The organism is Gemmatimonadales bacterium (genome assembly GCA_019637315.1).
Classification (GTDB): domain Bacteria; phylum Gemmatimonadota; class Gemmatimonadetes; order Gemmatimonadales; family GWC2-71-9; genus SHZU01.
In genome coordinates this window covers 38449-59972 of the sequence record JAHBVU010000001.1, presented here as the reverse complement: position 1 = coordinate 59972, position 21524 = coordinate 38449, and the positions used below count along the sequence as shown (strand labels likewise).

The window sequence follows — 21524 nt, the reverse complement described above, 5'->3', positions numbered from 1 at the left end:
GATCTGTCGGGCACGTATGCGCGGGACGGTTCATGGCAACCCAGGGGTTCGATCAGCTCTTCAAGGCGCTCCGAAAGGGCGAGTTCCCGACGGCGCTCTACCTCCACGGCACCGAGGATGTGCTCAAGGAGGAGGCCATCGGCGAGCTGGTGTCCCGTGCCCTCGATCCGTCGCTCAAGGATTTCAATTTCGATCAGCGGTCCGCCGCAACTCTCGATCCTGAGGACGCCGAGACGCTCTGCAACACCCTGCCGATGATGTCCGACCGGCGGGTGGTGATCATCCGCGACGTCGAAAGCTGGGCCAAGCGCGCCAAAGCCAAGACCGCCGTGCTCAGGTACCTCGAACGACCGGCACCCGAAACGATTCTGATATTGGTGCAGGGGTCGACCGACGCCGACGCCGATGCCGAGTTGGCAAGACGCACCCTGGCGGTGTCGGCCGACCCGCTGCCCCCTGAGCGCGCCAAGAAGTGGTTGTTGCTCCAAGCCGAGCGTCTCGGTCTCAGCCTGGAAGATGAGGCCGCGCTCCACATGGTGCGCGTGACCGACGCCAGCCTGGCAGCCCTGCGGAGCGAGCTGGACAAGCTGGCCGGGCTCAGTGCGACCGATCCGCTCACCGTCGAACGGGTCTCCGATTTTCTGGGAGTGCGACACGGCGAAACCCAGTACGATTGGCGCGATGCCGTGCTGCGCGGCGAAGCCGGCGCCGCCGCCAGCATGATTCCCCACCTGCTGGCCCAGTCCGGAGTGTCAGGGGTTTCACTGGTAACCCTCCTGGGAACCAGCATCGTCGGCGTGGGGCTCGCGCGAGCCCACTACGATCGGGGGGCCCGCTCCTCCGCGCTGGTTCAGGCTGTCAAAGGGTCGCTCTTTCGCGCCCGCCCGGCCCGCGTCTCCTATGATGCGGCGTCGGCTCAGTGGAGTCGGCTCGCCCCCGACTGGAGCAGGAACCGGATCGAACTGGCCCTTGCTGCGCTTCGCCGTGCCGATGAGCGCCTCAAGAACACCTCCGTGTCCGACGAAGGTTCCATACTGTTCGACCTCGTGATGGAGATGTCCGTGCCATGGCAACGCGCCGCCTGACGCTGCTCGGCGTTCTCGCACTGATCCTGGCGGTCGGCCTGACGCCGACGGCCACCAGCGCCCAGACCAATCCGCAGCTGATTGCCGCAGTTCAGCTGGCACAGGACGGGCACGCCGATTCCGCTCGCGCCGCGGTTCGGGCGCTGCTCGACCGCACCGACCCGGTCGACAACCTCTACGCCGAGGCGCTCTACACTTCCGGCATCGTCGCCGCCACGGAGTTCGATCGGCGCATCGCGCTCCGCCGCGTCATCGTGGAGTACTCGACCTCCGAATGGGCCGACGATGCCCTCCTGCTGCTGGCCCAGGTCGAGTACGCCAGCGGCAACCCGGGCGCATCGGTCTCCCAAGTCAGCCGCCTGCTGGCCGATTATCCATCGAGCCCGCTCCGCGCGATGGCAGCGTTCTGGGGCGCCCGCGCCGCGGGCGACCTGCGCAACGGCGTCGAGGCCTGCCGGCTGGCCGATATCGGCTTGACTGCGCGACCCGACGACATCGAGCTGCGCAACCAGCTCGAGTTCCAGAAGCAGCGCTGCGGATCGATTCAGGCCCAAGGTGTCGACCCCGCCGCACCGGTCGAAACCACGACGGTCAGTCCGACCGCCCCGGCACCGGCGCCCGCCCGGCCCCCGACCGCCGCACCGGCGCGAGGCGGCTTCCGCGTGCAGGTGATTGCGGCACCGAACCAGGCCGCCGCCAACCAGCAGGTCACGCGACTCAAGGGCCTGGGCTACGAATCAACCGTCGTCCACGAGGGCGGGTTTTTCAAGGTCCGCGCCGGCCCGTTCGCCACCCGCGCCCTGGCCAACCAGGCCCTGGCCCGGATTCGATCTCAGCTCGGCGGGCAGCCCTTCATCGTCGCGGACCCGTGACCGCATCCGTGACCGACGGCACCCCGCTCCTCCGGCAGTACCAGGAGATCAAGTCGCGCCACCGCGACAAGATTCTCTTCTTCCGGATGGGCGATTTCTACGAGATGTTCTTCGATGACGCCGAAGTTGCGGCGCGCCTCCTCAACATCACGCTGACCGCGCGCGGCGACGGCGTTCCGCTGGCTGGTGTGCCGGTCAAGGCGGCCGCAGACTACCTGCGGCAGCTGGTCGCTGCGGGGCATCGGGTCGCTATCTGCGAACAGGTCGAAGACCCCAAGAAGGCCAAAGGCATCGTCCGCCGTGAAGTCGTAGAGACGGTCACGCCTGGTGCCCTCCTGGAAGAGGACTGGCTTCCCGGCGGACGCAACAACTTCCTGGTCGCACTGCACCCGGGCGACCGGCACCGGCCCGACGGTCCGGCCGGCCTGGCCGCGATCGACTTGTCGACCGGTGAGTTCCTGCTCGAAACGACGCCCCGAGCCCGGATCGACGAAGCCCTCGGTCGGCTGGCCCCAGCCGAAGTCGTGACGGTGGCCGACGCGCTGACCGCAACCGATGTTATGCAGACGCTCCGCGACGCCTGGGAGTTCGATGCGGAGCTGGCAAGTGAGGAGCTGACCCGACGCTTTGGCCTGGCCTCCCTCGATGGCTTGGGCATCGAGGCGGACGACGGCCCGGCCGTCGGCGCCTCGGGTGCCCTGCTGCGCTATCTGAGCGAACTCCAGCCCGGCGGCATTGCCCACCTGCGACGTCCGACCATCCGCCGCTCCGACCGTTATCTCTGGCTCGATGAGATGACCCGGCGCAATCTGGAGTTGGTTGAGCCGCTGCGCGCTGGCACCAAGGGCGTCACCCTGCTCGAGACGCTCGACGCAACCATGACACCGATGGGCGCCCGGTTGCTGCGCCAGTGGATTCTTTCACCGCTGCGGGACGGTGCCGAGATCAATCGCCGGCTCGATGCGGTGGCCAGCGGCGTCCGGCTCCCCAACGCCCGTGCCGATGCCCGCGAAGCCCTCGACGGGGTCCGCGACCTGGAACGGCTCGCCGGACGGGCCGCAGCCGGGCGAGCCAACCCCCGCGAACTCGGCGCCTTGCGAGATTCCTTCAAGCGCTTGCCGCGTATTGCCGCCGCGCTGGCAGGGCTGACTCCACCCGGCAGCGCCGCAACGCACCCGTTTGCCAGCCTGTCCGCCGAGCTCGACCTGCTCGAGGATCTCACCACCGAACTCGAGGCCGCGCTGGAAGACCGTCCACCCGTCAATCCTGCCGATGGAGGGGTGATCCGGGCCGGGTTCGACACCGAGTTGGATGAGTCGCGCGAGCTCCGGGACGGCGGCAAACAGTACATCGCCTCGATCCAGCAGCGCGAGCGGGAGCGCACCGGAATCGCCTCGCTCAAGATCGGCTACAACAAGGTCTTCGGCTATTTCATCGAGGTCACCCGAACCCACTCGGCCCGGATTCCGCCCGACTACGAACGGCGCCAGACCCTGGCCACCGCTGAGCGCTACGTTACCCCGGAGCTCAAGCAGTACGAGGCCAAGGTGCTCGGTGCGGAGGAGCGGATGGTGGCTCGCGAAGCGGAGCTGTTCGGCGCTCTCCGGAGTCAGGTCGGCGCGGCCATCGCGCGGATCCAGCGAAGCGCCGCAGTTCTCGCCCACCTCGATGTCTGGACTGGGCTGGCCGAGCTGGCGGTGCAGTATCGCTACGTCCGCCCCACGGTCGACGAAGGATTCGATCTGACCCTGACCGCTTGTCGGCACCCGGTCATCGAGCGCCTGATGCCTCGGGAGTCGTTTATCCCGAACGATGTTCACCTGGATGCCGCCAGTCGAGTCCAGCTCGTGACCGGTCCCAACATGGCAGGCAAGTCGACCATTCTGCGCCAGATCGGTCTGGTGGTCGTGATGGCCCAGCTTGGCTCCTTCCTCCCGGCCACCGCAGCAAGCATCGGGACGGTCGACCGACTGTTCACCCGGCTCGGAGCCAGCGATAACCTGGCGCGCGGTCAGTCGACCTTCATGGTCGAGATGAGCGAAACCAGCGCCATCCTGCACAGCGCCACTGCCCGGAGTCTCGTCCTGCTCGACGAAATCGGCCGGGGCACCTCGACCTATGACGGGGTGGCGATTGCCTGGGCTGTCACTGAGCACCTGCACGACCGGGTCGGCTGCAAAACCATGTTCGCGACTCATTACCACGAGCTGATGCAGCTCCCGGAACGACTGGCCCACGCCCGTAACATGAACGTTGCCGTCAAGGAAACGGGCGATACCGTGGTCTTCCTGCACCGGCTTGTGGCGGGTGGAACCGATCGCTCGTACGGCATCCATGTTGCCCAGCTTGCCGGGCTCCCCGGCACTGTGGTAGCCCGGGCCGGCGAGGTGCTCCTCACGCTCGAAAGCGAACACCGGATGGTCCCCGGTGAAGCCGCCCGAATCGATGAGGGTCAGCTTGGCCTGTTCGGCGATCCGGGAGCACACCGGAAGCAAAGACCTGCGAAGCCTGGAGCGCCGGCTCCCCCGGATCCGATTCGACGCGCCATTGAAACGCTCGATCTCGATTCGCTGACGCCGCTCGAGGCGCTCAATCGGCTCGCCGATCTGAAGCGGCAGCTCGGCTCGGAGACCTCCTAGTCATGCGCTGGCTCGGTATCGCGCTGCTCGCGGTCGCGGTCGGGTGCCAGCGCGAGGCGGCACCCGGACTTACGCTTCCTGCGGATCGGCCAAGTGCCATCCGGCGCGACGAGACTCCGGTGGCCCTCGATGCCAATCCGGCCATCGTCTATCCCGAGGGCCCGGCCGCCCAGCGCATCGGTGGCACCGTGATGCTGCGGCTGTTTGCTGATACGGCGGGCCGAATCGTGCCTGAATCGACCGCGATCTACGAATCGAGCGGGTATCCCGCGCTCGACTCCGCCGCGCTCGAGTCTGCCAGCAAGCTGCGCTTTGCCCCGGCGCTGCGCGACGGGACTCCGACAGCCACCCGCTTTCTCCAGCCGATCAATTTCCGAGCGCCCCCGACCGGAGGCCCCGTTCCATGAGTTCGCCCCAACATCGCACCCCCTATGAATCGGTCATCGACACCATCGGATGGACGCCCCTGATCCGGCTGGGCCGGATTGGTCACGGCATCCGAACCCCCATTTACGGCAAGGCGGAATACGCCAACCCGGGCGGGTCGGTCAAGGATCGCATCGGTCTCGACATCATCACGGCGGCCGAAGTCAACGGCGAGCTCAGACCTGGAGGCACCGTGGTGGAGGGTACCTCCGGCAACACCGGTGTCGGACTTGCCATCGCGGCTGCGCTCAAAGGGTATCACTGCATCTTCACCATGCCCGACAAGATGTCGCAGGAAAAGGTCCGGCTGCTCAAGGCGTTTGGCGCCGAAGTCGTCATTACACCAACGGCTGTGCCGCCCGATCACCCGGATCACTACATCAACAAGGCCAAGCAGATCACCCGCGATACGCCGGGCGCTATCCTGGCCAATCAGTTCTACAACCAGAGCAATCCCGAGTCCCACTACCGCACCACCGGCCCCGAGATCTGGGAGCAGACGGCGGGGCGCGTCACCCACTTCGTCGCCGGCGCAGGTACCGGGGGGACGGTCAGTGGCGTCGGCAAGTACCTCAAAGAGAAGAACCCCGCCATCCGCATCATCGCCGGCGATCCGATTGGCTCCATCTATACGGGACACAAAACCGGCGCCAAGGTCGAGGGGCGTCCCTACAAGGTCGAAGGAATTGGGGGCGACAAGATCCCGACCACGATCTGGTGGGACTATATCGACGAGTTCCGGCAGGCGTCCGATCGGGACGCACTCGGCATGGCGCGGCGCCTGGCGCGCGAGGAGGGGATGCTGGTTGGCGGCAGCGCGGGCCTCAACGTTCAGCTCGCGCTCGAACTGGCCCGCGAAGTGGATGATCCGGAGGCCTGCATCGTCACCATTCTGTGCGATACCGGCGAGCGCTACCTGTCCAAGGTGTTCAACGACGAGTGGATGCAGGAGAACCAACTGCTCGATGTGCCACGCCTGACGGTGGCCGAGCTGATCGCCCGGCGGAGCAAGGGCGCGCCGGAGCTGGTCAGCCTGACTGGGGCCGCACAGGTGCGGCAGGCCCTCAACCTGATGAGCACCTGGGGCGTGAGTCAGATTCCGGTGGTCGAAAACGACGAGTGCATCGGCGGCCTGATCGAGCCGACCCTGATGACCCGGGCACTGAGCCAGCCGTCACTCCTCGATCGACCGGTCCGTGAGGTCATGGATCCGCCCTTTCCGGTGGTCGACGCGAACTTCCCGGTCGATCGGCTCCCACCGATGCTGACCCGGGAAAACCCGGCAACGCTGGTTCAGCGAGACGGCAAGCTGGTCGGCATCGTGAGTCGCTACGATTTGCTGCAGCAGCTGATCGGCACCCGATGAAGATCGCGGTCCTGACCGGGGGTAGCTCCGCAGAACGAGACGTGGCCCTGGCCTCGGCAGGCCAGGTGGTCGCGGCCCTGCGGTCTCGCGGCCATTCGGTTTCGGTTGTCGACATCGCCGGTGGACCGGTTCCCCGAGATCGGGAAGCCGAGCTGATCGGCGTGGCGGTCGGCACCACGCCGCCGGCGATCGATCACCTGGTCGACCGCGAGCGTGATTTCCTGCTGACCGGGCTCGCCGCCGTGCCGGACGTTATCCAGGCCGATGCGCTTTTCCTTGCCCTGCACGGCGGGCGCGGCGAGGATGGCACTCTGCAAGCCGTGCTCGACCTGCTTCACATTCCGTACACCGGCAGCGGTGCACTCGGCAGCGGACTGGCCATGGACAAGGATGTGTCGAAACACCTGTTCCGGGCCGCCGGCGTTCCAACCCCCGACTGGACCATGGTCACCCGCGACGGTGAAGTTCCGACCCTGCGGGAGTTCCCGGTCATCGTCAAGCCGAGCAAACAAGGGTCGACGGTGGGGTTGCGACTGGTTCGGTCGCAGGCGGATCTCGGTGACGCAATTCGCTACGCGGCCGGGTTCGATGATGAGATCATGGTCGAAGGATTCGTTCCCGGTCGCGAGTTGACCGTCGGGATCCTCGACGGCGCAGCTCTCGCAGTCGGTGAGATTATCCCTCGGCACGAGATTTTCGACTACGAATGCAAGTACACCCCGGGTATGGCGGTTGAGATTTTCCCAGCCGAGCTTCCGGAGGCCGTCACGACCGCGTGTCGCGATCTGGCACAAAAGGCGCACCAGGCCCTTAAGCTTGGCGGCTACAGCCGGGTGGATTTTCGACTGACCCCGACTGGCGAGTTGAGTTGTCTCGAGGTCAACACGTTGCCTGGATTGACTTCGACCAGCCTGCTCCCGCAGTCAGCGCAGGCCGCGGGAATCGAGTTCCCTGAGTTGTGCGAACGGATTTGCCTGACGGCTCGGACCGGTGGTAAGGTATAGGGTAGGTATTGACGCGATATGGCCGCCACTCGTCGTGCACCGCAACTGACCCCGTGGGTCATCCGGTTGATCGTGATCAACGGGGTGGTTCTGCTGTTGCTTGCAACCGTGTTCACGGCGCCGCGGTTCGTTGAATCACTGATTCTCGACCCCACGCAGTTCGGCAAGCGACCATGGGCCATACTGACGGCTATGTTCGTTCCTGCCAATCTCCTGGCCTTGGCGTTCTACTCGGCCATGCTCGCGTTCTTCGGACCCACCGTCGAGCGACGAATGGGCAGCAAGCGATTCCTGCTGTATTACGCTTACTGCGGTATCGGCGCGGCCCTGATCGGCCTGGGCTTCGGATCGATTCTCAACCTCGGGACCTTCCACGGACCCGCTGGCGCGATCTACGGGCTCGGCCTCGCCTACGTCCTGACCCGCGCGCCGATCGAGCTGCATACCGGGGCTGAGGGCGGCCTCAGTGCGCGGTCTCTGTTCGTTGCCTTCGTGGCGCTCGACTTGGGGCTCGGCCTCTGGGCCGGCGAGGGGCTGGTGCGCCTCGTCCCGCTCGGGGGCATCCTGTCCGGCTACCTCTACTTCCGTGCGCAATCATTGACGACGCGCGAGCAACCGATCCGACCTGTGCCGCCGATCCGCCGCCCTGTGGTCACGCCGATGCGCGCCCAAGAAGCCGCGCTCGAACCCAAACAGACGGTGGTCCCGCATACCGAGCTGCCGCCCGAGGCAACCAACGCCGAAGTCGACCGGGTGCTGGACAAGATCGCGCAGTTCGGAATCGAAAGCTTGAGCCTGCACGAACGTCGCGTCTTGAGCGAGGCCTCGGAGCGCAAGCGCCGCGAACAGACCTGAGAAAGGTCCCGCAAAGAATCGACATCTTGCTTTTCATCACAGGACAGCCGCATTTTGTCCCGTGCTCATCAATCTGCTCCCGGAATTCCTCGACATCCTCGGTTCAGCTAATCGGGAAGCCGCGTACTACCGGTATCTCGAAGCACATCGCGCCGTGCTCGAGCAGTACTGGGGCAACTATGTCCTGGATCTCGAGAGCCCGCACGCCGCCGAGGTCATTGCAACCACGCTCCGCGCCGACCGGAGCGACCTGAAGGCCCTGCTTCAGAATGTTCGCGTGTCGGAGCTGGTTGAGGACGCAATCACCCGCGCCACCGACCTGCTCCAGATCGACCGGCCGACCGATATCTATCTCATGGCTGGCGTCGGGGCGGCCAACGCCGGCGAACTCGTCGTCAACGGACGCGGCGTCGGCTTCATCTGTATCGAGCACTTTACCGGCAAGGTCAACCCGACCACCTATGGACTCGGCCTCTCGCCGGACCTGATCCCGCTCTGGGTGGCGCATGAGCTTGCGCACACGGTGCGCTACACCTCCCCAGACAGCCGGAGCGACCTCCGTCGGCTGGTGGACGAAAACGGCGGGAATTACAACTACTGGACAACGGCCGCTCGTGCGCCGCTCCGGGAACTCCTCGTCAACGAAGGCCTGGCGGTTCACGCCGCCCAGCTGGTGGCCCCGGGGCACGAGATTGCCGACTACTTCGGGTATCCGAAGCGGGTCTTTCAGCGGATGCGGGAATCAGAAGCGTTCCTCCGCCGCGCAGCGCACCACGACCTCGAACGGTCCGGCATCGGCCTCCGACTCCGTTTTCTGTCAGCGGGCCTGAGCCCCTCGTCCCGCCTCGCGCTCGGTCGCGTCCTGCCCGAACGCTCCGGGTACTACCTTGGCTATCGGATGGTCGAGGGGCTCGTTGCCGAACAGGGGCTCCCGGCAGCACTGCGCGCCTCCGCAGCAGAATTCGAAGCGCTGGCCGACACCACCCAGGATATCCGAACCGCGTAGACCCACCGGTCGGATCGCTTACTTCCCAACACAAAACCGCTCGAAGATCGCCCCCAGCACGTCTTCGACGTCGACGGCACCGATCAGTTCGTCGAGCGCCGTGATGGCACGCCGGACGTGATGAGCTGCCAGCACCGCATCCCCTCGCGCACCGATGTGCGGCTCGGCATCCACCAGCGCAGCCTCGGCGCGCTCGAGGGCGAGCCGGTGCCGTTCACGCGTCAGGAGCGGCTCGACGTCCGCAAACTGCTCCACCTCGCCGAAGAGGCGGTCGACCAGTGTGGTGGCCAGCAGTGGCAGGCCGTCGCCGGTGACGGCCGACACTGGCAATCCCCCATCGTCACCGACCGCCCCCAGATCAGACTTGGTGCGCACCAGCACCGTGGCCCGCTCCCGGACCATGGCATGTTCCTCATCGGTCAGGCGAGCCCCTGCTTCAACACATAAGATGGTCAGATCTGCCGCCGCGAGATACCGCTGGCTCACTTCGATGCCAAGACGCTCGATTCGATCGGTCGCGTCGCGGAGACCTGCCGTGTCGGCCAACCGGACCGGCCAGCCATCGAGATCGAGTTCAGCCTCGATGGCGTCGCGTGTGGTACCCGGTATCTCGGTCACGAGCGCCCGGTCGATACCGAGCAAGGCGTTGAACAGGGAGGACTTGCCGGCGTTCGGACGGCCCGCGAGCACCACCAGCGCGCCCCGACGAACCCGTTCGCCCACCGGCGCGGTGCGCAGCAGCGCCGAGACAGCACCCCGACTCGACTCGAGGCCGGCCCGAATCGTCTCGGGGCTGATCGGTCCGTCGTCTTCTTCAGGAAAGTCGATTTCGTAGCTGAGCAGGGCCGTGAGCTCGAGCAGCTCATACCGCAATTCGTCGAGCCGACGCGAGAGACCACCGTCGAGTTGCCGTAGGGCGCCTCGACCCTGAGCGCGCGTCGTCGCATCGATCAGGTCGCCAACCGCTTCCGCCTGCAACAGGTCGAGCTTGCCGTTCTGAACTGCGCGCCGAGTGAATTCGCCGGGCCATGCCAGCCGGGCACCGAGCGCCTGGAGCGCGGCCAGCAGCTGAGCGGGAACCAGCGCGCCACCGTGGCACGACAGTTCGACCACATCCTCACCGGTGTAGCTCGCAGGCGCGGGGAAAAACGTCACCAGGCCACGATCGAAAGGCGTGCCGTCGGACTCGTGAAAGGTGGCGAGAATGGCCTGACGCGGAACGACCGGGAGGCTGTCTGCCCAGCCGAGCAATCGCCGCACCGCCTCAAAGGCCCCCTGGCCCGAGACGCGAACCACCGCGAGCGCCCCTCGGCCGGGCGCCGTGGCAATCGCGGTGATCAGATCGGACAGCATGGCGAGATCTCCTGGCCCGCCGCCAGGCGCGGGACCGTTTATCCCTGCTGCTTCTTCTTGGCCTTCTTAGGCGGAGGCGCCGGCGGAATCGGCGCCGGTGTCACCGCGGGCGCGTTTCGCAACCGCTCTTTGGCAATCAACCACTGCTGCGGAATGCTCGCGATGTTCTGCACCGCATAGTAGAGGTTGAGACCGGACGCAAAATTGAAGAAGAGCACCAGCATCATGACCGGCATGATGTACAGCATCATCTTCATCTGCGGGTTGGGCGGCAGACCCATCTGCCCGACTTTGGTGACCCCGAACATCGAGACCGCCATGACGACGGGGATGATGAAGGTCGGGTCTGCCCTGGAGAGATCGGGCACCCAAAGGAACGACTGACCCCGCAACTCGATCGTGTTCTGGAACACAAAGAACAAAGCGATCAGGACAGGCCAGGGCAATAGAATCGGCCAGCAGCCGCCGAACGGATTGACCTTGTGCTCGCGATAGATCCGGAAGGTTTCCTGCTGCAGCTTCTGCGGATCGTTCTTGTAGCGCTCCTGGATGTCCTTGAGGATCGGCTGGACCGCCTGCATCGCCATCCCGGCCCGCATGGCCTTCTGATTGAGCGGCCAAAGAACGATGCGAATCAGAATGCCGAAGGCCACCAGTCCGAGTCCGTATGCCAGACCGAGACTCTCGTGCATCCAGACGAGCAAGGCCCGGGCACCGACGGCAACGGGGCGAATCACTGGCCGAAGCCAGGCCCATCCATACGGATTGATGTCGTCGAAATCGTGACCTATGCTCCGAAGCCTCGGGTACTCCATGGGCCCGACATAGAGCGTAAACGCCATGGCGCCGTCTGCGCCGACACTCAAGCTGGTCCAGACATCGGCCCGCTCCGGCGTGCGATGCAATCGATCCGTCGCGGTGGCCTGGACCCCACCCAGTCGACCCTGACCAACCCGCGCGCTGTCGAGCGCCAGCACCGCCGCAACGAAATACTTCGACTTGATGCCAACCCACTCGAACGGACCCGGCAACGTTTCCGTCAGCCCCACATCGAGGTCGGAAAAGCGCTTCAGGCTCGATTTGGTGTGCTTGGTCACGACCCCGAGCTCGCGACCGTGTTCAACGCTGTCCGACTCGGTGTTGCGCAGGCCGGGCCCCAAGCCGATGAGCACGGTCGCGCCGGCCGGCCCAAGGCCACGAACTCGACCGGTTACCCCGATTCGGTAATCATCAGGGAGGAAGGTGTACTCGAGATCGACACCGACCGCGGAGTCCAGCGCCGCGGTAAAGCCCAGCCGAGTCGGACCACCCGCCACATCGAGCGAAGTCGTGGTCGGACGGAAGGCGAGGTTGCGGAGCGGAATGGTGTCGCGCCCGACCAGAAGGCCAAGCGTCAGGAAGTCACCGTCGGGCGCGAAGATCTGGGCGCGCTGACCAGGCTCGTCCCGGCGCATCGACCGGTAGCTGGACAGTTCGGCTGCGACCATCCGGCCACCGCGAGTCGAAAAGGTATAACGGTACAGGGGCGACACCACGGTGACCGAGTCGTCCGCAGCTGGCGCGTCCGATTCGACCGTCAGCGGGCTCGGCATGCTGCCGGGCGGCGCATCGATGACCGCGGGGGTTTGCAGTGAGTCGACCGGTACGGCCGGCGCTGCGGCCTGCGAAACGGGGGTCGCCGGCTTCTTCAGGAAGAAGGACGGGACCACCAGCACGACCATCATCAACAGGATGGCCAGAATGAATCGACGATCCATGATGAGGCTTGTGTCCGTCAGACGTTATGGAACGGGATCGTAGCCACCGGGATGGAACGGGTGGCACCGGGCAATACGCTTGAGACCCATCCAGCTACCGCGTACCAGGCCATACCGATCCACCGCCTCCAATGTGTATTGCGAGCAACTGGGAGAGAATCGACAGCGCGGCGGGAAAGCCGGGGAGATGTACCGCTGATACCCGCGAATCAGGCCAATCCCCACCCGTCGCGGCCACTGCCGTACGCCGGTCATCCGGCGGTCGGCGCCCGCTCGGCGAGCCAATCGCCCAGCTCCGACCGGAGCACGCTGAAATCGACCTCGTTTGCCTGGGGCTTCGTCCGGATCACGACATCGACCGCACGGAGCCGCGGCAAACCCACCCGCCGCATCCATTCCTTGACCTGCCGCCGCAAACGATTGCGGGCCACCGCAGTCGACTGGCGCTTCGGAACGATCACGCCCAGTCGGGGGCGACCCACGTCGTTGATCAGCCACGCTATCTCGAGGTGAGGCGATCGATGTCGCACACCCCGGCCCAGCACCCGCCGTATTTCATCCGCTGCCGTCAGGCGCTGTGCCCGACCGAGCCGCTCGGATGACGTCAGCGTCCCCCGTGCTTCGAGGCGATCCGAACCGTCAGCTGCTTGCGGCCCTTCTTGCGCCGGCGCGCCAGCGTTTCCCGCCCCCAGCGGGTGGCCATCCGGGCACGGAAGCCATGCTTATTGACCCGTTTCCGGTTCCGCGGGCGATATGTCGGTTGCATCTGAAGCCAATCCTTGAACCAAAAGCTAGTGCCAAAGTAAGCCCAGAAAGCTACTTGCCAGGGGCTGATTCGGTCAAGGTTGACTTTTCCACATCCGGGGCGTAGTATCGTCGCCCCTTCGAGACGCCCCATCGCATTATCGAGGCGAGATGCAGCAGTGGTCCCCTAAGGACGCTTGGAAGCGGATTCTCGACGCGGCGCGCCAGGAACTGACGGAACAAGCCGTCAAAACGTGGCTCGCCCCGGCAGAAGCGCTTGACCTGGAGGACGGGAGACTGATTCTCGGTCTCCCGGACGAGTTTGCCGTGAAGTGGAATCAGGCAAAACACGCCAAGGTTTTGTCTCGGCTCGCCTCTCAGACACTCGGGACCGACACCGAAGTGGTCTTCCGGGTACCCGAGGAGCGGCTTCAGCGCCCCCAGATGGATATCTTCGCCACCGAGCCGGTGGCGGCGGCGGAACCAGCGGCCTCGGCAGTAGTCACCAATCGTGACGCGACACCCTCGCACCTGCCACTCAACGAGCGGTATACCTTCGACGCCTTCGTGATCGGCAAGTCGAACGAGCTGGCCGCCGCGGCAACGTACGCTGTGGCCGAGGCGCCCGGGCGGACCTACAACCCGCTGTTCATCTATGGCGGCACCGGACTCGGCAAGACCCATCTGATGCAGGCTGTTGCCCATTCGGTGCTCCGGAAGAACCCGGCCACCCGGGTGGCCTACATGGGCGCCGAGCATTTCATCAACGAGGTCATCGAGGGCATCCACGGCCGGACCATGCCCGAGCTGCGCCGCCGCTACCGTACCGGGATCGACCTGTTCCTGGTCGACGATGTGCATTTCCTCGAGGGCAAGGAAGCGACCCAGGAAGAGTTCTTCCATACCTTCAATGCCCTGTTCGACGCGCAGAAGCAGATCGTCCTGACGTCTGACCGACCGCCCAAGGAAATGCCGGGACTCGAAGATCGCCTGGTCAGTCGGTTCAGCTGGGGTATGGTGGTCGACGTCGGACTACCCGATCTGGAGCATCGCATCGCGATCCTGCGCAAGAAGCAACAACAGGACCACTTGGAAACGACGATTCCGGATGACGTGCTCACCTTCATTGCCGAGCATGTCTATTCCAACGTGCGCGAGCTCGAGGGATCGATTATCAAGTTGTTGCTGTACGCGTCGTTGCGGCATCGCGAGATCTCGGTCGATCTGGCCCGCGAGGCCCTGGCCGACCGGATTCGGCCGAGCCAGTCGGCCACGACCGAGCGCCCCAAGGCACTGCCGTCGATCGACCGGGTCCAGGATGTAGTGGCGCGCCGCTGGGGAGTCACACCAGAGGGGCTTCGCTCCAAGGCGCGCATCAAGAGCCTGACGGTACCGCGCCAGATTGCGATGTTCCTGGCCCGCGAAGTGCTCAACATGCAGCTCGTCGAGATCGGCCAGGCCTTCGGCGGTCGTGATCATTCGACGGTGATTCACAGCGTGGACAAGGTGCAACGGCAGCTGGCGCGCGATCGCGGCTTCCGTGAACGGGTCGACTCGGCGCGAGCAGAGTTAACCGCATCGTAGTGTGGGTACTGTGTGTGGTGTGTGGACGGGCGGGGATATTCGTTGGGACTTTACCCCACAATCCGCACCGTACACATCGCAGGTGGCGTCGATGAGGAGTGGAACATGATGCGGTGTCGCCGTTTGGTGGCAACATCCACATCACCGCCTCTCTACTACGACTACTTGTTTTCTAAATACAGGATAGTTTTCTAATATCCCGTGGTGAAAACCTGGTGTTGGTCGGGAGAGTGATCCGATGAAGTTCACCATAACGCGAGAAAAGCTTCACGAAGGACTTGGCGCCGTGGCCGCGAGCGTTCCGTCAAAGACGACGCTGCCCGTGCTGTCGAACATCCTCGTCGAAGCAACCAAGGACGGACTCCGGCTTTCCGGAACCGATCTCGACATCGCGGTCAGTACCATCATCCCGGCTCAGGTCGACCAGGAAGGTGCGACGACGCTGCCAGCTCGGAAACTCGTGGAAATCGTTCGCGAGCTGCCCAGCGCGGCGATTCGCTTCACGGGTTCCGGCGAACAACGAGTCCAGATCGAGTGCGGCCGGTCCCGGTTTAAGCTGCTGGGCCTGTCTCGCGATGAGTTTCCGGCATTCCCTGCCGTCAAGTTTGATGGTGCCTGGAAAGTGGCTGCCAAAGACCTCCAGAAGCTCATTAGCCACGTTGCGTTCGCTGCCAGCACCGAAGAGAGCCGCCCCATTCTGAACGGCGTCCTGTGGGAACTCAGGAGCGACAGGATGCGGATGGTGGCTACCAACGGCCACCGGTTGGCTCGGATGGATGTGCCGCTGACCGGTTCGGGTGGCCAGGCAGATCTGATCGTCCCGCCCAAAGCCCTCGAACAGATTCGCCGGCTCTACAATCCCGACGATGAAATCGAGATTGCCAGAAGTGAGAACCACCTGGGCTTCCGGTCAGCCGGAACCCAGGTCTTCACGCGGCTGATCGAAGGGCCATATCCGAACTACGAACAGGTCATTCCGCGCGAGAATGACAAGCTGATGACGGCCGATAAGGCCGCCCTGTCCTCTGCCATCCGGCGGATGAGCATCGTGGCGAGCGACCAGACTCACCGGATCCGGCTTGCCTTTGCCAACGGCGGGTGCAAACTCTCCGTTACCACGCCCGACCTTGGCGAGGCACAGGAAGAAATCACCGTCGCCTATGACGGCGATCCGCTCGAGATTGCGTTCAATGCGTCGTACCTGCTCGAGGTGCTCAAGTACATGCCGACCGACGAGGTCAGGATGAGCTTCAAGACACCCGAGCGAGCAACGACCTGTGAGCCGGTTGGCTGGGATGATCCGGCAAGCTATCTGACGCTGGTCATGCCACTCCGCCTGCTCGACTGACCAACGCCCCGTCGCGATGCATCAGCGGCCGGCCGGGATGATCCCAGCCGGCCGCTTTCGCTGATGGTGTGGCAACGGCGCTCGACCCTCATCGCCGTGCCCGCCTCACGGCGTTGGAGGCGGTACAGAATCCGGCGCTTCCGTGGTGTCCTCGGCAGCCGGAATCCTGACCCGCTCACCACCCATCCGTCGCAGCACCCATTGCTGCCGCCAGCGCATCCGCCCCGGTCGATATGCCGGGTTTGAACGAAGCGGAAATGGGAGGGTCCCGGCAAGCTGGGCGGCCTGTTCGGTCGTCAAGCGCGCTGCGGGCCGCCGGAAGTAGGCCTGCGAGGCTGCTTCCACACCCCAGATCTCAGGCCCGAACTCCACGACGTTGAGGTAGAGCTCGAGAATTCGGGTTTTGTCCATCGCCGCTTCGATCCGATAGGCCGTGACGGCTTCTTTGACCTTTCTGAGCGGATTCCGAGAGGGCGAGAGGTAGAGGTTCTTGGCGAGTTGCTGCGTAATGGTGCTCGCCCCGCGAATCCGATCGCGCCGCTGCCACGCCTCACCCAGGACCCGGCGCAGTTCGGCGCGGTCGCGTTCGTTGCCCCAATCGAAGCCCTCACGCCGATATCCCATCGCCTCGCGAATGGCCTGATAGTCCAGGCCACCGTGGTCGAGGAACCGATGGTCTTCGGCTATGATCACGGCTCGGCCCATGCTCGGGGCAATCTGCTCGAACGGAACCGGTTGATACAACCGCGGCAAAACGCCGTCTTCCACCTGTCGCCGTCGCTGGACGTGATTGGCCAGGCTGTCTGCTTGCTTGGCGCGCATGGCCATGAACGCGGTTTCGCGCGGCCAGAACCAGCGATACCAGAGGGGCGGCGGCCAGACCGCAACCAGCCACAGCAGGACGACCCCGACGACCGCCGACGTTCCGAGCAGAATCCAGCGCAGCAACGAGCGCTTCTTCGGGCTCGGTGCCGCCGGCGATGTCGAAGGCAGCGTCACTTATGAACGGTCACCGTGGTGCTGCGAGTGGCGGTGACCGGGATGGGATTCGGTACCATCGCCATCGTGACGAAACTCTTGACGGAGGACTGGGTGGTTCCCCCCAGGTAGAGACCGTTGCTGCCCACGTAGAAGACCTCGGTGGACTGGTCGGTCAGGGACAGCTCCATCGGCCCGGCCATCGGATTCTCGATCGTCCCGGCCCCGGTCGTGGTCGACACGGCGTCAATCTTGGTAGCTGTCGCGCCGCCGTACTGGGCGCCCCCGCCCAGCGTATAGGTGGTGACTGTCGTCGACTTGACGGCCTGCGCGGGCGTCCGGGAATCGACGTGCGTCGTGTCGATCCAACTGTCGCCCTGCTTGCCACCCGGTTTCACGACCGGGAAAAAACGCTGCAACGAGGCCTTCAGCTGACCGACCATCTCGTTCGAGTCCGCCGAGGTCTTGACGATCTTGACCCGGCCCCAGTTGTCGACGAGACCGTGGAGCCAGGCGTTTTTGGCGCTCTGGGCTGCTTCGGCGGCGCCGGGAATCGGCAGATCGGTGCTCAGGCTGTCGATCACGGCGTGGAGGGTTTTGCCGCCCACCGTATCAGCGAGCGTGACCGAAATAATGGCAACCTGGACCGTGTTGGTGACCTGATTCGGCTGCTGGACGCTGCTCAGGTCGACGGTCTGCTGCGTTTTGGACTCGATCCGATACCGCGTGGTGGAGGGCCCGCTCTGCTCCGCTGCCAGGAGACCGAGCACGGCAAGCGGACCCATTGCAGCAAACCAACCGAACGATCGCATGGTACCTCCTCGTAGCAGAGCCGAGCCGACCACCATCGTGGCCGGGACAAATCACCCCCGGCATGCCGAAGGGACGCCGGGGGGTGAGGTGGGGCCGTAAGCCGAGTTCTGTTCGGATCGCCGAAGCGACCCGGATGGTCATCTCTCTGGGATGGTTGTCACCAACCACCTCGAGCAGCCTACCCGCGGCTTCGTCCCGAAGGACGTGGTCGGTGCGGGTCGCACCTTGCCGCCTATTTGGCCTTGCTCCGACTGGGGGTTGCCGTGCCGCTGACGTTGCCGCCAGCGCGGTGGGCTCTTACCCCACCATTTCACCCTTACCGACCAGGCGAACCTGGCTGGCGGTGTCTTTTCTGTGGCCCTGTCCGTCGCCTTGCGGCGCCCAGGCGTTACCTGGCAGTCTACCCGGCGGAGCTCGGACTTTCCTCGGACCGGTTGCCCGGCCCGCGACCATCCCGCCCTACCCCAACGCTACCAATTTAATGGGATCAGGCGCCCTCGCGCGCACCAGCCAGGCGGGCCAGCCGATTTCGCGCCAGCTGGACCGTGGGGAGCAACTCCACATCGGCTCCTCCCCATTGCGCCACGACGGCCTCGTATTCGGCGCCCGCTTCGGCGGTCCTGCCGAGCTGCTCCAAAGCCTGTCCGCGCAGCAGGCGAATCCGGGGCAGCAGGATCCAGCGCGGATCGAAGGACCCGGTCGAGAACTGGTTGGGCTGGAAGGTGTGCAGGGTCTGGACGACCGCTGCGGCGTCGCCCAGCTCGAAGTAGGTCTCAGCGGCAATCGGGCGCGGGTCGCCCATGGCGCGGCGCCAGTTGAAGGCACCCCGCGCCGATGCCTCATGGGCCGGTGGCTGTGCCAGCAGCGCTGCGGCGGCGGCACTGTCCCCTGCCCTCGCCGCGATCAGGGCCCGGAGCACCGGCGGACTCTTACGGCCGGTCAGCCGCTCCAACTCGAGCACACCCGATGGGTCGCTGGTCGGACCGGTCAGCATGGCCACCGCAATCGGTGTGATGATGGTCAGATCGGTCGTCGACTCTTCGTCACTCGATCGTCGTACCAGCGACAGGCTGCGGGTCCACAGGCTGCGGAGGCGCTCCGGACGGCTCCCGCTGGCGGCATAGAGCATGCCCAGCCGTGACATTTCCCAGAGGTCGTCGTTGCGGACCCGCTCAGCCGAGTCGCGATGGTCGATCCGCTCGCTCCGCAAACCACGGCCCAGCCGGATCATTTCGGCTGCCCCCTCGAGATCCCCGACGTATCCGAGCGGCTCGATCCCTGTCATGATCTCGAGCAGAGAGGTCAGATCGAGGTCGAGATCGCCGATCGCGTCGGGCCGAAGTTGCGGCATGGTGCGGCGCATCGTCTGAGCGGAGCCTCGGATGTCGCCGGCGACGAATTGGGCCCGGGCTTCGAGCAGGCCAAAGAATCCCTGCGACGAATCGGGGTGCATCTGCCGCAGACGCATCAAGGTTCGGCGGGCCTCGATGGTCCGGTTTCCCGCCAGGTAGGATCGGTAGAGGTTGTAGTGAGACCGGGCGGTGTTCGGCTGGCGCCGAGTCCAGGCTTCGGCCAGCGCAATGGCGTGGTCGATGGCGCGCGTCCGAGCCCGCCGCACGGCCGTCGAGTCGACCTCGGGCCTGCGCGGAGCGAGGGTGTCGCCGGCATCGAGGATCATCCGGTTGCCGGCTCGCCCCGCGTCGATCAGGGTCGAGCCCATGTGCTCGTAGGCCAGGCCAAAGGCAGAGTCGAGCGCAATCACACGCCGGAAGCCGCGCAGCGATCGATTGAGCAGTCCCAGGTCGTCCCGTTCGTACCCGGCGTGAAAGGCGGCGTCGGCGCTGCCGTACCAGGCCTCGATGTCGAGAGAATCGCTGCCGAGCAGCACGGCATACGTCTCGAGCGCACGGTCGTAGTCCCCCTCGATCAGGGCGCGATACCCCTCGATCAGCGCCCGTTTCCGCGGCGGCAGGCGACTGGCGCTGCGCGCTGCCCGCCGGATGGCCGCCATCCCGACGGTGTCCTCCGGGCTGATCCAGCCGCGCGCGATCGCCAGCCGATAGTTGGCCAGGGCAAAGGTGCTGTCGGTCTGGACCGCGGCGATGAGTGCCTCGCTTGCTTCGGTGAGGCGCCATTGGTTGAGCGCCTCGATGCCGCGCAGGTAGCTGCGGTACGCTTCGAGCGAGCTGGTGGTGAACGCGGCGAGACTGGCGCGGTCTTCCTTGGGGGCCCCGGTGAGGTCGAGCAACCGCGCGGCCAGTTCGTCGAAGAGCGGCCGGACGTCGTCGGTTGCCGGTCCGGCGACTTCGATCACGTCGACCCGCCGACCGGTGGCCACATCGTACCGTCGCGCGATCAGATGGAGCGAGTCACCGACTCGAGCGTAGTCGCCCAGGACGACCGTCCAGACGCCGCTCTGCCGGGCCAGCCGGCGCGCCAGGTCGAGGCCGATCGGACCCTCCGTGTGGCCAACCCGGGCGAGCAGGTCGTGGACCCGGTCCTGGTCGATCACCGTCAGGTCGTGCCATTGCGACAAGGTCAGCGACAGCATGCTGACGCTGCCATCGCGCAGCCAGTCGTACCCGGGCTCGGCGCGCGTGTTCTCGAACGGCAGGACCAGGACCGAATGGTGCGGGTTGACGCCGGGCGGCGGACCTGATGCGCCGGGCAGCCAGGCCCGGACCCCGAGCATGAGCACGAGAGCGGCGGCTGCGATGGCGATCCACCGGCGGCGCCGAGGCCGCGTCAGCAGCTGCGGCACCGGCGTTGGGGTCGCCTCTTCGCCGGTCAGCGCCCGGCGGAAGGTCTTCCCGCTTGCCCACCGAGCGTCTGGGATCTTCTCGAGCGCCCGCATCACGACCGGGCCCAGTCCGACCGGGAGGTCGGTGCGCACCTCGTCGATCGGCGCGGGCTGGTCGAGGATTTGCTTCGAGAGCACCACTCGGTGGCTGCCGACGAACGGCGGTTTGCCCGTCAGCATCTCATAGGTCACGATGCCGAGCGAGTAGAGATCACTCCGTCCGTCGAGGGCCTCGCCGGCTGCCTGCTCCGGACTCATGTACGAGGGCGTGCCCATGACACCCCCCGGTGCGGTGTCGCGCGGGCTGCCGTCCACCAGGTGGGCAATCCCGAAATCGGCCAGCAGCGCGTGCGGCTCGTCGCGAGGGCCTTCGAGCAGAATGTTTTCGGGCTTGAGGTCGCGGTGGACCACGCCCGCGCCGCTGGCGGCATCCAGTGCCGCAGCAACGTCGGCGGCGATCCGGATGGCCAGGTCCGGCGCCAGCCGCCCTTCCCGCACCAAGCGCTGGCGCAGGGTCTCGCCGTCGTGATAGTCCATCACGTAGTACAGGTAGCCGTCGACGTTGCCGGCGGCGTGGATGGTCACGATGTGCGGGTGGCGCAGCTTGGCGACGGTCCGGGCTTCGGTAAGAAAGCGGCTCGCGATCGTCGGGTTCGCCGCCAGCTCCGGATGCACCACCTTGATCGCGACCGGACGATCGAGGGTGAGATCGCGGGCCCGATAGACGATGCCCATGCCACCCCGCCCGACCTCACGCTCGATCCGGTACTGATGGCCCAGGGCACGCTCGAACGCGTCGCCGAAACCTGGAGGGGGTGTGGGTGGTTCCGCGCTCATGATCGTGATTCCAGCATCCTTGAAAACGTTCCTGATCGCGACGCGGTCAAACTACTG

At 65.6% G+C, this 21524-nt stretch carries 18 protein-coding genes and 1 other RNA gene; 10 read left to right on the top strand and 9 right to left on the bottom strand.

The features are described from left to right. Positions 1 to 32 precede the first annotated feature (32 nt). From holA to KF785_00250, 8 genes are all read left to right on the top strand, one after another. On the top strand, positions 33 to 1085 hold the full coding sequence (gene holA, locus KF785_00285) for a DNA polymerase III subunit delta (GenBank protein ID MBX3145176.1): 1053 nt from the start codon (positions 33 to 35) through the stop codon (positions 1083 to 1085). After that, on the top strand, positions 1067 to 1957 hold the full coding sequence (locus KF785_00280; protein ID MBX3145175.1) for an SPOR domain-containing protein: 891 nt from the start codon (positions 1067 to 1069) through the stop codon (positions 1955 to 1957). Before holA ends, KF785_00280 begins: the two co-directional genes overlap by 19 nt. Continuing rightward, positions 1954 to 4596: a DNA mismatch repair protein MutS gene (gene mutS / locus KF785_00275; GenBank protein MBX3145174.1), complete on the top strand. Its 2643-nt coding sequence runs from the start codon at positions 1954 to 1956 to the stop codon at positions 4594 to 4596. Before KF785_00280 ends, mutS begins: the two co-directional genes overlap by 4 nt. A gap of 2 nt (positions 4597 to 4598) precedes the next feature. Beyond that, positions 4599 to 5003 carry an energy transducer TonB gene (locus KF785_00270; GenBank protein MBX3145173.1) on the top strand — a complete coding sequence of 135 codons (405 nt, stop codon included), beginning with the start codon at positions 4599 to 4601 and terminating at the stop codon, positions 5001 to 5003. Beyond that, positions 5000 to 6388, top strand: coding sequence for a pyridoxal-phosphate dependent enzyme (locus KF785_00265; GenBank protein MBX3145172.1), 1389 nt, complete (start codon positions 5000 to 5002; stop codon positions 6386 to 6388). Before KF785_00270 ends, KF785_00265 begins: the two co-directional genes overlap by 4 nt. Continuing rightward, positions 6385 to 7392 carry a D-alanine--D-alanine ligase gene (locus KF785_00260; GenBank protein ID MBX3145171.1) on the top strand — a complete coding sequence of 336 codons (1008 nt, stop codon included), beginning with the start codon at positions 6385 to 6387 and terminating at the stop codon, positions 7390 to 7392. The genes KF785_00265 and KF785_00260 overlap by 4 nt, the downstream gene beginning before the upstream one ends. Before the next feature lie 18 nt (positions 7393 to 7410). Beyond that, on the top strand, positions 7411 to 8247 hold the full coding sequence (locus KF785_00255; GenBank protein MBX3145170.1) for a rhomboid family intramembrane serine protease: 837 nt from the start codon (positions 7411 to 7413) through the stop codon (positions 8245 to 8247). A 61-nt stretch (positions 8248 to 8308) separates the two neighbouring features. Next, positions 8309 to 9253, top strand: a complete 945-nt coding sequence (locus KF785_00250) for a hypothetical protein (protein ID MBX3145169.1) — start codon at positions 8309 to 8311, stop codon at positions 9251 to 9253. A gap of 18 nt (positions 9254 to 9271) precedes the next feature. Here the strand turns inward: KF785_00250 and mnmE are convergent, their stop codons facing one another. The 5 genes from mnmE to rpmH form a co-directional block, all read right to left on the bottom strand. Beyond that, the gene (gene mnmE, locus KF785_00245) at positions 9272 to 10606 is read right to left on the bottom strand and encodes a tRNA uridine-5-carboxymethylaminomethyl(34) synthesis GTPase MnmE (GenBank protein MBX3145168.1); all 1335 of its coding nucleotides are present in this window, start codon (positions 10604 to 10606) and stop codon (positions 9272 to 9274) included. 38 nt (positions 10607 to 10644) lie between these two features. Then, entirely contained in the window at positions 10645 to 12363 is a 1719-nt protein-coding gene (yidC, locus tag KF785_00240) for a membrane protein insertase YidC (protein ID MBX3145167.1), read from the bottom strand. Between the two features lie 24 nt (positions 12364 to 12387). Beyond that, entirely contained in the window at positions 12388 to 12618 is a 231-nt protein-coding gene (gene yidD / locus KF785_00235; GenBank protein MBX3145166.1) for a membrane protein insertion efficiency factor YidD, read from the bottom strand. After that, entirely contained in the window at positions 12615 to 12893 is a 279-nt protein-coding gene (rnpA, locus tag KF785_00230; GenBank protein ID MBX3145165.1) for a ribonuclease P protein component, read from the bottom strand. The genes yidD and rnpA overlap by 4 nt, the downstream gene beginning before the upstream one ends. A 74-nt stretch (positions 12894 to 12967) precedes the next feature. Then, on the bottom strand, positions 12968 to 13129 hold the full coding sequence (gene rpmH / locus KF785_00225; protein MBX3145164.1) for a 50S ribosomal protein L34: 162 nt from the start codon (positions 13127 to 13129) through the stop codon (positions 12968 to 12970). Between the two features lie 149 nt (positions 13130 to 13278). On the opposite strand from rpmH, the gene dnaA reads away from it, so the two are divergent. Beyond that, the gene (gene dnaA / locus KF785_00220; protein MBX3145163.1) at positions 13279 to 14691 is read left to right on the top strand and encodes a chromosomal replication initiator protein DnaA; all 1413 of its coding nucleotides are present in this window, start codon (positions 13279 to 13281) and stop codon (positions 14689 to 14691) included. Between the two features lie 238 nt (positions 14692 to 14929). After that, positions 14930 to 16039: a DNA polymerase III subunit beta gene (gene dnaN, locus KF785_00215; GenBank protein ID MBX3145162.1), complete on the top strand. Its 1110-nt coding sequence runs from the start codon at positions 14930 to 14932 to the stop codon at positions 16037 to 16039. Positions 16040 to 16144: 105 nt separating this feature from the next. On the opposite strand, the gene KF785_00210 is transcribed toward dnaN, so the two are convergent. The 4 genes from KF785_00210 to KF785_00195 form a co-directional block, all read right to left on the bottom strand. After that, positions 16145 to 17038 (bottom strand): transglycosylase domain-containing protein, encoded by an 894-nt coding sequence (locus KF785_00210; protein MBX3145161.1) that lies wholly within the window; start codon positions 17036 to 17038, stop codon positions 16145 to 16147. Continuing rightward, entirely contained in the window at positions 17035 to 17829 is a 795-nt protein-coding gene (locus KF785_00205; GenBank protein MBX3145160.1) for a hypothetical protein, read from the bottom strand. The genes KF785_00210 and KF785_00205 overlap by 4 nt, the downstream gene beginning before the upstream one ends. 81 nt (positions 17830 to 17910) lie before the next feature. Beyond that, an RNA gene (gene rnpB / locus KF785_00200) (RNase P RNA component class A) lies at positions 17911 to 18296 on the bottom strand. Between the two features lie 21 nt (positions 18297 to 18317). Further along, positions 18318 to 21467 (bottom strand): protein kinase, encoded by a 3150-nt coding sequence (locus KF785_00195; GenBank protein MBX3145159.1) that lies wholly within the window; start codon positions 21465 to 21467, stop codon positions 18318 to 18320. Positions 21468 to 21524 lie beyond the last annotated feature (57 nt).

What these genes read in the sequence shown, in the direction of transcription:
- holA (MBX3145176.1), top strand. Translation starts at nt 33, where the DNA reads ATGGCAACCCAGGGGTTCGATCAGCTCTTCAAGGCGCTCCGAAAGGGC.
- KF785_00280 (MBX3145175.1), top strand. Translation starts at nt 1,067, where the DNA reads ATGGCAACGCGCCGCCTGACGCTGCTCGGCGTTCTCGCACTGATCCTG.
- KF785_00270 (MBX3145173.1), top strand. Translation starts at nt 4,599, where the DNA reads ATGCGCTGGCTCGGTATCGCGCTGCTCGCGGTCGCGGTCGGGTGCCAG.
- KF785_00265 (MBX3145172.1), top strand. Translation starts at nt 5,000, where the DNA reads ATGAGTTCGCCCCAACATCGCACCCCCTATGAATCGGTCATCGACACC.
- KF785_00260 (MBX3145171.1), top strand. Translation starts at nt 6,385, where the DNA reads ATGAAGATCGCGGTCCTGACCGGGGGTAGCTCCGCAGAACGAGACGTG.
- KF785_00255 (MBX3145170.1), top strand. Translation starts at nt 7,411, where the DNA reads ATGGCCGCCACTCGTCGTGCACCGCAACTGACCCCGTGGGTCATCCGG.
- mnmE (MBX3145168.1), bottom strand. Translation starts at nt 10,606, where the DNA reads ATGCTGTCCGATCTGATCACCGCGATTGCCACGGCGCCCGGCCGAGGG.
- yidC (MBX3145167.1), bottom strand. Translation starts at nt 12,363, where the DNA reads ATGGATCGTCGATTCATTCTGGCCATCCTGTTGATGATGGTCGTGCTG.
- yidD (MBX3145166.1), bottom strand. Translation starts at nt 12,618, where the DNA reads ATGACCGGCGTACGGCAGTGGCCGCGACGGGTGGGGATTGGCCTGATT.
- rpmH (MBX3145164.1), bottom strand. Translation starts at nt 13,129, where the DNA reads ATGCAACCGACATATCGCCCGCGGAACCGGAAACGGGTCAATAAGCAT.
- dnaA (MBX3145163.1), top strand. Translation starts at nt 13,279, where the DNA reads ATGCAGCAGTGGTCCCCTAAGGACGCTTGGAAGCGGATTCTCGACGCG.
- dnaN (MBX3145162.1), top strand. Translation starts at nt 14,930, where the DNA reads ATGAAGTTCACCATAACGCGAGAAAAGCTTCACGAAGGACTTGGCGCC.
- KF785_00205 (MBX3145160.1), bottom strand. Translation starts at nt 17,829, where the DNA reads ATGCGATCGTTCGGTTGGTTTGCTGCAATGGGTCCGCTTGCCGTGCTC.
- KF785_00195 (MBX3145159.1), bottom strand. Translation starts at nt 21,467, where the DNA reads ATGAGCGCGGAACCACCCACACCCCCTCCAGGTTTCGGCGACGCGTTC.